11 protein-coding genes are annotated in these 13,477 nt (G+C 73.6%); 4 read left to right on the forward strand and 7 right to left on the reverse strand.

Features of this window, described 5'->3' with window-relative positions:
- Positions 1-15: 15 nt before the first annotated feature.
- Entirely contained in the window at positions 16-1,176 is a 1,161-nt protein-coding gene (gene sucC, locus IR170_RS04195; protein ID WP_056863841.1) for an ADP-forming succinate--CoA ligase subunit beta, read from the reverse strand.
- Between the two features lie 468 nt (positions 1,177-1,644).
- Between sucC and IR170_RS04200 the strand changes: the two genes are divergently transcribed.
- Entirely contained in the window at positions 1,645-2,700 is a 1,056-nt protein-coding gene (locus IR170_RS04200) for a M23 family metallopeptidase (RefSeq protein ID WP_319804899.1), read from the forward strand.
- A gap of 69 nt (positions 2,701-2,769) precedes the next feature.
- Here IR170_RS04200 and pcrA read toward each other — a convergent pair whose 3' ends face one another.
- The 5 genes from pcrA to IR170_RS04225 form a co-directional block, all read right to left on the reverse strand.
- A complete protein-coding gene (pcrA, locus tag IR170_RS04205) occupies positions 2,770-5,217 on the reverse strand; it encodes a DNA helicase PcrA (RefSeq protein WP_193661294.1) in 2,448 nt (815 codons plus the stop codon).
- A 61-nt stretch (positions 5,218-5,278) separates the two neighbouring features.
- Entirely contained in the window at positions 5,279-5,641 is a 363-nt protein-coding gene (locus tag IR170_RS04210; protein WP_193661295.1) for a hypothetical protein, read from the reverse strand.
- A gap of 10 nt (positions 5,642-5,651) precedes the next feature.
- Positions 5,652-6,122: a universal stress protein gene (locus IR170_RS04215; protein ID WP_056903672.1), complete on the reverse strand. Its 471-nt coding sequence runs from the start codon at positions 6,120-6,122 to the stop codon at positions 5,652-5,654.
- Positions 6,123-6,173: 51 nt separating this feature from the next.
- Positions 6,174-7,604 (reverse strand): APC family permease, encoded by a 1,431-nt coding sequence (locus IR170_RS04220; protein ID WP_056863836.1) that lies wholly within the window; start codon positions 7,602-7,604, stop codon positions 6,174-6,176.
- Positions 7,605-7,703: 99 nt separating this feature from the next.
- Positions 7,704-8,789, reverse strand: coding sequence for a glycerophosphodiester phosphodiesterase family protein (locus IR170_RS04225; RefSeq protein WP_162242270.1), 1,086 nt, complete (start codon positions 8,787-8,789; stop codon positions 7,704-7,706).
- A gap of 83 nt (positions 8,790-8,872) precedes the next feature.
- On the opposite strand from IR170_RS04225, the gene IR170_RS04230 reads away from it, so the two are divergent.
- Positions 8,873-9,415 (forward strand): YbaK/EbsC family protein, encoded by a 543-nt coding sequence (locus IR170_RS04230; RefSeq protein ID WP_056863834.1) that lies wholly within the window; start codon positions 8,873-8,875, stop codon positions 9,413-9,415.
- A gap of 4 nt (positions 9,416-9,419) precedes the next feature.
- Here the strand turns inward: IR170_RS04230 and npdG are convergent, their stop codons facing one another.
- Complete coding sequence (gene npdG / locus IR170_RS04235; protein ID WP_082500187.1) at positions 9,420-10,160, reverse strand: NADPH-dependent F420 reductase; 741 nt, start codon at positions 10,158-10,160, stop codon at positions 9,420-9,422.
- Positions 10,161-10,249: 89 nt separating this feature from the next.
- Here npdG and IR170_RS04240 point away from each other — a divergent pair, with 89 nt between their 5' ends.
- Entirely contained in the window at positions 10,250-12,331 is a 2,082-nt protein-coding gene (locus IR170_RS04240; RefSeq protein WP_193661296.1) for an acyltransferase family protein, read from the forward strand.
- A 92-nt stretch (positions 12,332-12,423) separates the two neighbouring features.
- Positions 12,424-13,455 carry an LLM class F420-dependent oxidoreductase gene (locus IR170_RS04245; protein ID WP_193661297.1) on the forward strand — a complete coding sequence of 344 codons (1,032 nt, stop codon included), beginning with the start codon at positions 12,424-12,426 and terminating at the stop codon, positions 13,453-13,455.
- The last annotated feature ends 22 nt before the right edge of the window (positions 13,456-13,477 follow it).

Here is a 13,477-nt window from a genome sequence, read left to right on the forward strand (position 1 = left end):
CTCTCAGTCCCGTTCTCAGGCGTTCGCCAGCTCGGCGGCCTTGTCGGCCGCGCCGTCCATCGTCTCCACGAGCGTCACCAGCGGGTGGTTCTTCTCCTGGAGGATGCGGCGACCCTCCTCGACGTTGTTGCCGTCGAGGCGGACGACCAGCGGCTTGGTGGCCTCGTCGCCGAGGATGTCGAGGGCGCCCACGATGCCGTTGGCCACGGCGTCGCAGGAGGTGATGCCGCCGAAGACGTTGACGAAGACGCTCTTGACCTGCTCGTCGTTGAGGATCACGTCGAGGCCGTCGGCCATGACCTGCGCCGAGGCGCCGCCGCCGATGTCGAGGAAGTTGGCCGGCTTGACGCCGCCGTGCTTCTCGCCGGCGTAGGCGACCACGTCGAGGGTCGACATGACCAGGCCCGCGCCGTTGCCGATGATGCCCACGGCACCGTCGAGCTTGACGTAGTTGAGGCCCTTCTCCTTGGCCTTGGCCTCGAGCGGGTCGGCCGCGGCCTTGTCCTCGAAGTCGGCGTGCTCGGCGTGGCGGAACTCGGCGTTCTCGTCGAGGGAGACCTTGCCGTCGAGCGCCTCGAGCCGGTCACCGGCCAGACGGGCCAGCGGGTTGACCTCGACGAGGGTGGCGTCCTCCTCGACGAACACCTTCCACAGCGCGAGCACGGTCTGCACGGCCTGGTCGGTGAGCGCCTCGGGGAAGGCCGCCTCGGCGACGATCGCGCGGGCCTTGGCCTCGTCGACACCGGTGCCCGGGTCGATGGCGATCTGCTTGACGGCGTCGGGGTTGGTCTTCGCGACCTCCTCGATCTCGACACCGCCCTCGACGCTGGCGATGCAGAGGTACTGACGGTTGGCGCGGTCGAGCAGGAAGGAGAAGTAGTACTCCTCCTCGATGCTGGCCGCGGGGGCGATGAGCACCCGGTTGACCGTCAGGCCCTTGATCTCCATGCCGAGGATGGCCTGGGCGTGCTGCTCGGCCTCGTCGGGGGTCTTCGCCAGCTTGACGCCGCCGGCCTTGCCGCGGCCACCCGCCTTCACCTGCGCCTTGACCACGCAGACGCCGAGCTTCTCGGCGGCCTCGCGGGCCTCGGCGGGGGTGTTGGCGACGATGCCGGGAGTCCCCGGGACGCCGTGCTTGGCGAAGAGCTCCTTCGCCTGGTACTCCATCAGGTCCACTGATCCACCAGTTCTCTAGTGTGCTGCGCTGTGAGGGCGCCTTGGTTGAGTCGTTGGACGAGCCTGGGCGAGCCTGGGCCCGACGACCGTCCGCTCCCGCGTGAGCACGGGCGGAGGCCTCCGGCACCTTAGTCCCGTCGCGGGCCGCGGCACGAGGGCGCGGGGGCGCGACGTGACCGAGGTCATGCGGTGACGGGCCGCCGTCGTCCACATTTGTCACGGCGCCGAGTTCCGCCTGCTGCACCGGGTCCGTTACAGTCTTGGCTCGTTCGCCCCCGACCACCTGAAAGGGTGGGCCGGCCGCCAGGTCCGGCGCCCCCCACCACCGTCGATCACGGGAGTCACTGCTTCATGGGTCATCACCGAGTCGCACCCACCGGCACCAGCCGCAGCGATCTCGGGACCCCTGACACCCCAGCGGACACCCCGGCTGTCACCCCGGCCTACCGCGGCCGTCGCGTGGCGACCGTGCCCGTCGACTCCGCCGCGACGACCGCCGCACCGGCGGCGCCCTACGTCGGCCGCCGCGTGGCCCGCCCGGCCCCGGTCGTCACCGTCGAGCCGGTCACCGCGTCCGCCGGGCGCCTCGACACCGGCCCGGGTCTCGACGCCGGCACGGTGGACCGGATCCTCGCCGACCTCGAGCCGGTCGACCACACCACCTCCTTCGCCTCCGACCCGACCGAGCTGCTGCCGCTGACGCCGGCGCGCCCGGGTCTGTCGCACCCCGAGACCGCCGAGCTCCGCACCGCGGGCAGGCGCAAGGCCGTCAAGCACGCCGGCGACCGCAGCGCGCTCCTGCGCCGGATGCCCTCGGTGCCGGTGCTCGTGGGGATCGCGGCGCTCGCGGTCTCCGTGGGCGGCGCGGTCACCGCCACCGACACCGACCTGGCCGCCCAGGAGGCGGCGCCCGTCGGCCCCAGCAGCGCCCTCACCGGCTCCAGCGGCGGTGGCGTCGTGGGCCTCGACCGCGAGGAGCGCATCTCGCGCGACTCCAGCCGCGACGCGCTGGGCGACCTCGCCGACGAGCGGCTCGTCGAGGCCGCCGAGGCCCAGGCCGCGGAGCGCAACACCGAGCTGCGCACCCTCGCCAACGCCGCCGAGGTGCAGTCGAAGAAGATCGAGGCCAACCAGTGGGTCCTGCCGCTCAGCGGCTACCGCCTCACCGCGCGCTACGGCGAGTACGGCCTGTGGGCGACGTACCACACCGGCCTCGACTTCGCCGCCCCCACCGGCACGCCCCTCGTGGCCATCGCCAACGGCACGATCACCTCGACCGGTTACGACGGCGCCTACGGCAACAAGACCGTCCTCACCCTCGAGGACGGCACTGAACTGTGGTTCTGCCACCAGACCTCGATCGACGTCTCCCCCGGCGAGACCGTCACCGCGGGCCAGCAGATCGGCACCGTCGGCTCGACCGGCAACGTGACCGGCCCCCACCTCCACCTCGAGGTCCGCCCCGGCGGCGGCGACCCGGTCGACCCCTACGAGGCGCTCTCGGTCAACGGCGTCACGCCGTAGCACCGCCAGGGCCGGGCTCGGCCCCGCACCTCACGTGCCCGCCCCAGGACCCGGCCGCCGGCCTCGGCCTCAGAGCTTCTGCACGGGCGCGTAGCGCAGCAGCAGCCGCTTGACGCCCTGCGAGCCGAAGTCGATCGAGGCCACCGACTTGTCGGCCACGCCCTCGACCGCCACCACGGAGCCGAGGCCGAAGGAGTCGTGCTGCACCCGGTCGCCCGGCTCCAGCGACGGCACCTCGCGCGCCGGCCGCGACTTGGCGGCGGCGTCGGCGCGCAGCGCGGCGGAGGAGAAGTTGCGGCGACCGGCCGCGGTCGGCGAGCCCAGGCCGCCGCCGTAGGAGCCGCCCAGGTCGGGTCGCGACCACTGGGTCTGCGCGGCCTCGGTGCGGCGCCAGTCGACGAGGTCGACCGGCATCTCGTCGAGGAAGCGCGACGCCGGGTTGTGCGACGGCGCGCCCCAGGCCGAGCGGACCACGGCGCGGGAGAGGTAGAGGCGCTCGCGGGCGCGGGTGACGCCGACGTAGGCCAGGCGTCGCTCCTCCTCCAGCTCCGGCTGGTCGCCGAGGGCCCGCGAGTGCGGGAAGACGCCGTCCTCGAGCCCGGTGAGGAACACCACCGGGAACTCCAGCCCCTTCGCCGTGTGGAGGGTCATCAGGGTCACCACGCCGGTGTCGTCGGGGTCGTCGGGGTCGGTGTCGGGGATCTGGTCGGAGTCGGCCACGAGCGCGACGCGCTCCAGGAAGTCGCGCAGACCGGGCGCGACCTGCCCTGCGTCGACGTCGGCGGGGTCGGCCGAGGGGCCCGCCACGGGGTCGTCGCTGAACTCGCGCGCCACTGCGACGAGCTCGGCGAGGTTCTCCGCGCGCGTGGCGTCCTGCGGGTCGTCGGAGTCCTCCAGGGCGGCGACGTAGCCCGAGCGGGCCAGCACGGTCTCGAGCACGACGTCGGCGCGCTCGCCGCCGTCGACCATCGACTGCAGCTCCTCGATCATGGCCACGAAGCCGCGGATGCTGCCCAGCGAGCGGGTCGCGAGCCCGGGCGCCTCCTCGGCGCGTCGCAGCGCCTCCCAGAAGGTCGTGCGGTCGCGCTCGGCGAGCGCGTTGACGCACGCCACCGCCCGGTCGCCGATGCCGCGCTTGGGGGTGTTGAGGATCCGGCGCAGCGAGACCTGGTCGTCGGGGTTGGCCAGCAGCCGCAGGTAGGCCAGGGCGTCGCGCACCTCGCGGCGCTCGTAGAACCGCACACCGCCGACCACCTTGTAGGGCTGGCCGGTGCGGATGAACACCTCCTCGAAGACCCGCGACTGGGCGTTGGTGCGGTAGAAGATCGCGACGTCGGAGGCCCGCGCGCCCTGGTCGACGAGGGTGTCGATCTCGGAGGAGACGAAGCGGGCCTCGTCGCGCTCGTCGTCGGCGACGTAGCCCACGATCCGCTCGCCGTCGCCGGCGTCGGACCACAGCCGCTTGGGCTTGCGGCCCTTGTTGTGGCCGATGACGGCGTTGGCGGTGGTGAGGATGGTCTGGGTGGAGCGGTAGTTCTGCTCCAGCAGGATCGAGGTGGCGTCGGGGAAGTCCTCCTCGAAGTCCAGGATGTTGCGGATGTTGGCGCCGCGGAAGGCGTAGATCGACTGGTCGGCGTCGCCGACGACCATCAGCTCGGCCGGCTCGACGCGCTCAGCGGGCTCCACGGTCGAGGTCGGGTCGGCGAGCGAGGCGTCGTCGAGCTGCTCGGCGCACAGCTGGTGGACCAGGGCGTACTGCGCGTGGTTGGTGTCCTGGTACTCGTCGACGAGCACGTGGCGGAAGCGGCGCCGGTAGGTCTCGCGGACCTCCGGGAAGCGCTGGAGGAGGTGCACCGTCGACATGATCAGGTCGTCGAAGTCGAGGGCGTTGGCCTCGCGCAGGCGTCGCTCGTAGAGGGTGTAGGCGGCGGCGTAGGTCTGCTCGAGGTTGTTGGTGGCCAGGGCCGTGGCCGCCTCGGCGTCGCGCAGCTCGTTCTTGTGGTCCGACACCCAGTGCAGCAGGGCGCCGGGCTGGTAGCGCTTGGGGTCGAGCTCGAGGTCGGCGACCACCAGCGACATCAGCCGCTTCTGGTCGGCGGCGTCGTAGATCGAGAAGCTCGACTTCAGGCCGAGCTTGTCGACCTCCTTGCGCAGGATGCGCACGCAGGCGGAGTGGAAGGTCGAGACCCACATGATCCGGGCGCGCTTGCCGACCAGCTCCTCGACGCGCTCCTTCATCTCGGCCGCGGCCTTGTTGGTGAAGGTGATGGCCAGGATCGAGCCGGGGTGCGCACGGCGCTCCTGGATCAGCCAGGCGATGCGGCGGGTGAGCACGCGGGTCTTGCCCGACCCGGCGCCGGCGACGACCAGCAGCGGCGCGCCCTCGTGCACGACGGCCGCGCGCTGGGGCTCGTTGAGCCCTTCGAGCAGCTCCTCGCGCGTGGGGCCGCGCCGGGTGGTGCGGGGCTCCTCGGGAGCGACGGACTCGAGACCAGGAAGGGGGAACGGGATGCTCATGCTGCCCTCCACCCTACGGCCGCGGTCGGCGTGGTCGGGCAGCGCCGACGCCGCGGTCGGCTCAGTAGGAGCCGTGGGCGGGCGACCAGAAGACCGCGACCGCGATGTTGAGCACCGTGAGCCCCAGCAGCGCCGCCCACAGACCCTGGGCGATGCGCTCCTTGCGCAGGTTGGCCATCACCAGGCCCAGGATGACCAGGCCCACCACCAGCTTGACCCCGATCTTGGCGTGGTCGACGTCGGTGTCGCCGGCCTCGAGCACGCCGACCAGCGCGATCCCGGCCAGGACGGCCGTGCCGGCGCCGTCGCGCATCAGCTCGTTGACCCGCTTGTGCGGCTCGCGGGCCTGCGCGAGCAGGCCGCCGAGGAGGGCCGCGAAACCGAGGATGTGCACGAACAGCAGGACCAGCCGCAGGATCTCCATGCCGCGCAGCCTACGGTCGCGGCGCGCGGGGCCGCGGCACAGGGCGCACGACCAGCACGGGGCAGGGCGCGGAGTGCTGGACCCGCTGGGCGGTGCTGCCGAGCAGCACGGTGCGGCTCAGCCCGCGACCGCCCGCGGCGACGACCACGAGGCCGGCTCCCAGCGCCGAGGCGGCCTTGGTGATCTCCTGGGCCGGCGAGCCGCTGCGGATGCTGGTGCGGACCGTGGGGCCCCAGCCGTCGAGCTCCGCCGCCACGACGCGCACGGCGCTCTCGGCGGCCGCCCGGAACGACGAGGACTCCCCCTCGGCCCGCGTGCGGTCGGCGGGGGCCAGGTCGTCGGCGAAGGCCACCGCGGCGAGCGGACGCACCACCGCCAGCACCGTGACGTCGGTGATCCTGGCCGGGTCGGCGAAGGAGCGCAGGTGGCGCGCGGCGTCGAGCGACTGCTGCGAGCCGTCGGTGGCGACGATGACGTGCACGGGGGCCTCCTCGGGCGTCCGGTGGTGCTGGGGGCTGGTGGGGGGCGGGCCTCAGGTGCGGGGCTCGACGGTGGACTCGCCCCGGGCGCGGCCGTGCGGCCGGTCGCGGCGACCGACCAGGCGCTCCACGACGTAGAGCACCAGGCCGACGGCCAGCAGCCCGCCGCACCACAGCAGCGACGTGGGGTCGTCGTACACGACGTAGGCCAGCAGCACCAGGTTGCCGACGATCCCGACGGCGAGCAGCGCGGTGGGGGCGGTGTAGGTGTCGTCGGCCTCGTCGTGGCCGCGCAGCCTGAGCGCGGAGAGGATGACCAGGCCGTAGATGAAGAGGGTGAAGACCACCGTGACGGTGGCCAGCCGCGCCACCACGTCGACGCCGACGCCGGCGCGGTTGAGCAGGGCGCCGACGACCAGCAGGGAGCAGACCACGACGGCCGCGAAGCTCAGCGCGACCCAGGGGCTGCGGCGGCTGGAGTGGATGCGGGCGAAGACGCCCGGCACGACGTCCTCGCGCGCCATGCCGTAGAGGATGCGCGACTGCGTGACCACCGAGACCAGGGTGGTGTTGGTGATCGCGACCATGGCGATCACGGCGAAGACCACGCTGAGCAGCCCCACGGGCAGGGGCAGCACGCCGGCCTCGACCACCTCCAGCAGGGCGGCGTCGGAGGAGGCCAGGTCGGCCACGGGCACGACCAGGGCCGCGGTCACGGCGACCAGCACGTAGATCACGCCGGCGACGACCATGCCGCCGACGAGGGCCCGCGGGAAGGTGCGGGCCGGGTCGATGGTCTCCTCGGCGACGTTGGCGGCGTTCTCGAAGCCCGTCATCGCGAAGAAGGCCAGCGCGACGCCGGCCACGATCGCCAGCACGGGGTCGCCGTCGGCCCGGAACTCGGTGAGCGTGCCGAAGTCGGCGTCGCCCTGCGCGACGTAGACGACACCGATGACCACGACGATGACCAGACCGGCGATCTCGACGACGGTCATCACCATGTTGGCCACGACCGACTCGGTGATGCCGATGTAGTTGACGACCGCCAGCACGAGGATGAAGACCAGCGCCACCAGCAGGCCCGGGGGCAGCTCCCACACCTCGGCGAAGTAGGCGGAGAAGCCGGTGGCCAGCGACCCGGCCGCGGCGAAGGTGGCCGAGAGCATCGAGATCGTGACGAGGAAGGTCAGCGCGGGGCTGCGGAAGGCCTTGTTGACGTAGAGCGCGGCGCCGGCGGCCTGGGGGTACTTCGTCACCAGCTCGGCGTAGGCCAGCCCGGTGATCGTCGCGACCGACACCCCGACGGCGAAGGCGATCCAGAAGGCGCCCCCGACCGCACCCGCGACGGCGCCGATGAGCACGTAGATGCCGGAGCCGAGCACGTCGCCGAGGACGTAGAAGAACAGCAGCCTCCCGGTGATCGACCGGGTGAGGTCCCCGTCGTCGGGGAGCGCGGTCGTGGTGGCTGCGGAGGAGTCGGCCATCGGCCCACCGAAGCCGCCCCCGGAGCCCGGGGTCAAGCCCGCGGCGGCGCTCTCACCCCGCCGGGTGACCCTGGCCCCCGCCCCGGCGGAGCGGCGGCCTCAGGCCGGCACGCGTACGCCGACCGGCGCCAGCCAGGCCTCGCGGGCCGCCACCGCCGCGTCGGGCTGGTCGGTGATCAGCCCGTCGACGCCGAGCTCGAGCAGCAGCTCCACGAAGCCGCCGAGGTCGCCGTGCGCTGCGGGGCGCTCCCCGGCCTCCTCGCCTCGGCGGAAGGGGGCCGGCAGGAAGTGGTTCTCGGCCCGCAGCGTCCACACGTGGACGGTCAGCCACTCGCGGTGGGCGTCGGCCACCAGGGTGGAGGGGCGCATGCCGCGACCGCCGGGCGCCTCGGCGGCCACCAGCGAGTGGTGGGCGCCGACGCCGTCGGCGTAGCGCTCCACCAGGGCCAGGCCCGCGGGGCTGGCCAGGTCGCCGAAGGTGCGCGGGTCGCCGGCCGCGGCGAGGTCGGCGGGGCGTCGGTCGCGCCGGTCGAGCAGCTGCACCAGGGGCACCCGCACCTGGCCGGCCAGCTGCTGGAGGATCGTGGGCTCGAAGGACATCACCGTCACCCGCGAGCGCGGCGTGTCGACGCCGTGGCGCCGCAGCGTGGCGACCAGCGCGGTGTCGAGCGGCAGCCCGCGCGAGGCGGACCAGGCGGCGTCCTTGAGCTCGATCATGACCCCGATCGAGCGGCCCCGGGCGGACGACTCCGCGGCCACCATCTCCAGCACGTCGTCGAGCGTCGCCACCGGGAGCCGGCCGTCGTGGGCGGCGCTGGCCGGGCGCAGCCCGGGCATCCGCTCGACCACCCGCAGCGTGCGCAGCTCCGAGAGCGGGAGGTCCTCGGCGAACCAGCCCGTCACCTCCTCGCCGTCGACCACCCGCGTGCTGCGGCGGTGGGCCAGCCCGGGGCGCGCGGCGATGTCGGTGGTGCGGGCCAGGTCGCTCTCGTGACGCACCACGAGCACGCCGTCGGCGCTCACGACCAGGTCGAGCTCGATGTCGTCGGCGCCCATCGCGATCGCGGCGCGGTAGGCCTCGAGCGTGTGCTCGGGCCAGGTGCCGCTGGCGCCGCGGTGGCCCACGACGGCGGGGGTCACGGCCAGGGTGCGGGGACGACGGACGGGCAGGGACACGGTGGTCACGACCTCGACGGTGCGTGGCACCTCCGTCCGCGCGGTGACCCCGAGGTGAACGACGCGTGAGGGGCGGTGGGCAGGATGGGGCCGTGGACCTCTCCCCCGTCGGCACCCTGTCGCCCTCGCCCGCCCTCGACCACCCCGACCTGCTCGCCGCGCCGGTGGCCCGCGCCCTGGCCTCGCTGCCGGGCGCGGAGCGTGTCGGCGTGGTCGCCATCGACCCCGACCTGGCCGACACCGCGGCCCTGAGCGAGGCCCACCAGGTGCCGCTGGAGGCCAGCGCCAACTGCGTCCTGGTGGCCGGGCGCCGCGACGGGGAGGAGCGGGTCGCCGCCTGCGTGGTGCGCGCCGACACCCGCGCCGACGTCAACGGCCTGGTCAAACGCACCCTCGACGTGCGCAAGGCGTCGTTCCTGCCCATGGAGCGCGCGGTGGCCGAGTCGGGCATGGAGCACGGCGGGATCACGCCGATCGGCCTGCCGGCCGGCTGGCGGCTGCTGGTCGACGCGCGGGTGCTGGACGTCGAGGTGGCCGTCGTCGGCTCCGGCGTGCGCCGCTCCAAGGTGCTGCTGCCGGGTCGCCTGCTGGCCGACCTGCCCGGGGCCGAGGTGGTGGAGGGCCTGGCCGGCTGACGGGCTAGAAGCCGGTGACCTTGATGCTGGAGTGGATCTTGTAGCGCCGGTTGATCGAGATCAGCACGGCGGTGAGCGGCTCGACCTGGCGGGCCAGGCGCAGCTTGCCGGCGTCGATGCCGGGCCGCCCGGTGACGCTGGCGCACAGCGCCATGACGGTCTCCTTGGCCTCCTTGACGTCGCCGACCACCAGGACGTCCTCGTGGGCCAGCACGTCGTCGTCGCCCCACAGCGAGACCGCCGAGACGTTGTGGAAGGCGCCCACCACGGTGGCCGAGTCCCCCACGATGCGCTGGGCCGACTCCGCGGCCGACCCCTCGCCGCCGTCGATGACCAGGCCGTGCGCGCCGCGCTTGTCGAAGGCCAGCGGGTTCACGCAGGAGATCACCGTCGTCCCGGCCAGCGGGAGGGTGGCGACCAGCTCGTCGTGGCCGTCCCACGGCACGGCGAGCAGCACGAGGTCGGCGCCCGCGCAGGCGTCGGCGTTGGTGGCGCCCGTGACCGTCCCGGCGCCCTCCACGCCGACGAGCCGGTCGGCCACCTCGGCGGCGACCGCCTCGGCCTTGTCGGCGGCGCGCGAGCCCAGCACGACGTCGTGGCCGCCGCGCGCGAAGCGGTAGCCGAGCCCCTTGCCCTGCGGCCCCGTGCCGCCGACCACGGCGATGCGGTGGCGGACCGTGCCGGCGCCCGGGTCGGCGTCGTGGTCGGTGGCGGTCTCGGACGTGGCGGCGGGCTGGCTGGTCACGCGAGCGAGTGTGCCAGTGGCAGCGAGGACGCCGTACTCGTCATCAGGTTTTGGTACCGTCGGCCCCTCAACCGCGCAGGAGCTCAGGGGTGGCGAGTCGATACCGCAGCGATGTCCAGGGCCTGCGCGCCGTCGCCGTGCTCGTCGTCATCGCTGCGCACGCCGGTGTCCCCTTCCTGCCCGGCGGCTTCGTCGGGGTCGACGTCTTCTTCGTCGTCTCCGGCTTCCTGATCTCGGGGCTGCTCTTCCGCGAGATGCGCCGGGGCGAGACGGTCTCGCTGACCGCCTTCTGGTCGCGCCGGGCCCGGCGGATCCTGCCCGCCGCCACGCTGGTCACGGCGCTCACCGTGCTGGCCTCGGTGGCGTGGATGAGTCTCATCGACGCGCGCGAGGTCGTGGTCGACGCCGTCTGGGCCACCCTCTTCGCCGCCAACGTCCGCTTCGCCGACCAGGGTGACTACTTCTTCGCCCAGGACGGTCCCCCGTCGCCGATGCAGCACTACTGGTCGCTGGCGGTCGAGGAGCAGTTCTACGTCGTCTGGCCGGTGCTGCTCGTGGTCTGCGCCCTCGCGGTGCGCCTGGTCACCCGCTCCGACGAGCGCCGGCTGCCCGAGCGCACCCTGGCCGTCGTGCTGGTCGCGCTGACCGCGGCCAGCTTCGCCTGGTCGGTGGCGGGCACGGCCGGTGACTCCGGCAGCGCCTACTACTCCACCCTCGGGCGGGCCTGGGAGCTCGGCGCCGGCGCGCTGGCCGCGCTCGCCGCGCCGCGCCTGCGCAAGCGGATGCCGGCCCTGGCGGTGCCGCTGCTCGGTGCCGGCGGCCTGCTCGCGGTGGGGCTGGCCTGCGTCCTCTACTCCTCGGCCACGGCCTTCCCGGGGTGGGCCGCGCTCCTGCCGGTGCTCGGCACGGTGGCGCTGCTGCTCGCCGGCATCCGGCCCGGCCCCCGCCACGACCCGGTCCGGGCCCTGCTGACCTGGCGCCCGGTGCGAGTCCTGGGCGACTGGTCCTACTCCCTCTACCTGTGGCACTGGCCGGCGCTGATCCTCGCCGAGGAGTGGGCGCTGCGCCCCCTGACCGGCGCGGAGCGCGCGCTGGTGCTGCTGGTGGTGCTGAGCCTGGCCGCGCTGACCTTCCGCTTCGTCGAGACGCCCTTCCGGCAGGGACTGCCCCCGCGGCTGCTCGTGGCCCCCCGTCCGCTGCTGCTCTACCCGCTGAGCCTGGCCGTGGTCGCCGCGTCCTGCGTCGGCGGGTGGCAGTGGATCGAGGCCCGCACGGGCCAGGGCGACGTGCCCGCGATCGCGGTGGCCGACCCCGCGGGCGCCGACAGCACCGTTGCCCTCGTGCGGGCCTCGGTCAACGCCGCGCGCGACCGGATGGCGGTGCCCAGCGAGCTCGACCCCAACCTGCTGACCCTGCGTGACAGCGTGGCCGACGTCGGCGCGTGCGACTACGAGGAGGACGTGCAGGAGCTCTGCCTGCGCGGCGACCCCGACGGGGAGCGCACCGTGGTGGTCACCGGCGACTCCCACGCCCGTGCCTGGATCCCGGCCGTGGAGCGGATCGCGGTGGAGAACGGCTGGAGGGCCTACTACCTGGTCAAGCCGCAGTGCCCGGCCGCCCACGTGCCGGTGGCGCCGCTCAACGAGCGCCGGGTCTTCACCGAGTGCACCGGCTTCCAGGACTGGGTGGTCGACCAGGTCGAGGCCCTGCAGCCCGACCTCACGATCGTCTCCTCCTCGCCCCCGGTCAACGGGGTGTGGATCGACGGCGAGCTCGCCGCCACGATCGAGCGGGTCGCCCCGGTGCTGGAGGAGGGCTACGACGAGCTCTTCGACGAGCTGCACGCCGCCTCCGAGCGGGTGCTGCTCATCAAGGACGTGCCCAAGTCGGGCATCGACCCCGGCGAGTGCCTCACCACCGGCACCCCCAGCCTCGGCGACTGCATGTTCCAGCCCGTCGAGCGCGCCGAGATCCTCGGCGACGTCGCGGTGAAGTCGGCCCTCCTGGCCGACGCCGAGGTCGTCGACCCGACCCCGTGGCTGTGCTACCAGGGCGAGTGCCCGGTGGTCATCGGCGGCACGCTGTCCTACCGCGACACCGACCACCTGACCACGGAGTACTCCGAGCTGCTGGCCGGCTCCCTGGGCCGCGCCACCGGCATGACCGACTGAGCGCCGACGCACCGATGGTGACAGCACCGCTGTCACGGTAGGGTCGCGAGCGTCGCCGCCGGGACCGGCCCGGCCCCAGGCCCAGGAGACCCATGAAGCTGTCGATGCCCCTCGTCTACTCCGGCAACCCGCGCGAGGCCGCCGACCAGGTCGTCGCGCTCGAGAAGGCCGGTCTCGACATGGTCTGGGTCGCGGAGCCCTACGGGTTCGACGCCCCCACGCTGATGGGCTACCTCGCCGCCAAGACCGAGACCATCGAGATCGGCGCCGGCATCCTCAACGTCTACTCCCGCACCCCGGGGGCGATGCTGCAGACCGCGGCGGGCCTCGACAACGTCTCCGGCGGCCGCGCGGTCATCGGCCTGGGCGCCTCGGGACCCCAGGTCATCGAGGGCTTCCACGGCCTGCCCTACGACAAGCCGCTCGGCCGCACCCGCGAGATGATCGAGATCCTGCGGCTGGGGCTGCGCCGCGAGCCCCTCGTGCACGAGGGCAAGGTCTTCACGCTGCCCCTGCCCGCCGACCAGGGCCTCGGGCTCGGCAAGCCGCTCAAGCTGCTGACGCGCCCCGAGCGCCCGGTCGTGCCGCTGTGGGTGGCAGCGCTCGGCCACGCCAACGTGCGGATGACCGCCGAGATCGCCGACGGCTGGCTCCCCTTCCTCTTCCACCCCGAGAAGGCCCAGGAGGTCTGGGGCGAGCCGCTGGCGCAGGGGCGGGCCAAGCGCTCCGCCGACCTGGCGCCCCTCGAGGTCAGCGCCGGCGGCCTAGTGGCGATCGGCGAGGACGTCGAGGGGATGCTCGACCTCATGCGCCCCACCTACGCGCTCTACGTCGGCGGCATGGGCGCCAAGGGCAAGAACTTCTACAACGAGCTGGCGCGCCAGTACGGCTACGAGCAGGAGGCCGAGCAGATCCAGGAGCTCTACCTCCAGGGCAAGAAGAAGGAGGCCGAGGCGCTGGTGCCGCTGGAGTGGCTGCGCGCGGGCAACCTGGTCGGCCCCGAGTCCTACGTCAAGGAGCGCATCGCCGCCTTCCGCGAGGCCGGCGTCACCAACCTCTCGGTCACCCCCGCCTCCGCCGACCCGGCCGCCACGATCGCCCAGGTCAAGGAGTGGGTGTCCTGAGCGGGTGTCCTGAGCGCCGGGC

Origin of the sequence: Nocardioides kribbensis (assembly GCF_015070375.1) — a bacterium.
GTDB lineage: Bacteria > Actinomycetota > Actinomycetes > Propionibacteriales > Nocardioidaceae > Nocardioides > Nocardioides kribbensis.

Coding starts and splice junctions, on each gene's coding strand:
- pcrA (WP_193661294.1), bottom strand. CDS start 5,217: ATGAGCATCCCGTTCCCCCTTCCTGGTCTCGAGTCCGTCGCTCCCGAG.
- IR170_RS04210 (WP_193661295.1), bottom strand. CDS start 5,641: ATGGAGATCCTGCGGCTGGTCCTGCTGTTCGTGCACATCCTCGGTTTC.
- IR170_RS04220 (WP_056863836.1), bottom strand. CDS start 7,604: ATGGCCGACTCCTCCGCAGCCACCACGACCGCGCTCCCCGACGACGGG.
- IR170_RS04245 (WP_193661297.1), top strand. CDS start 12,424: ATGAAGCTGTCGATGCCCCTCGTCTACTCCGGCAACCCGCGCGAGGCC.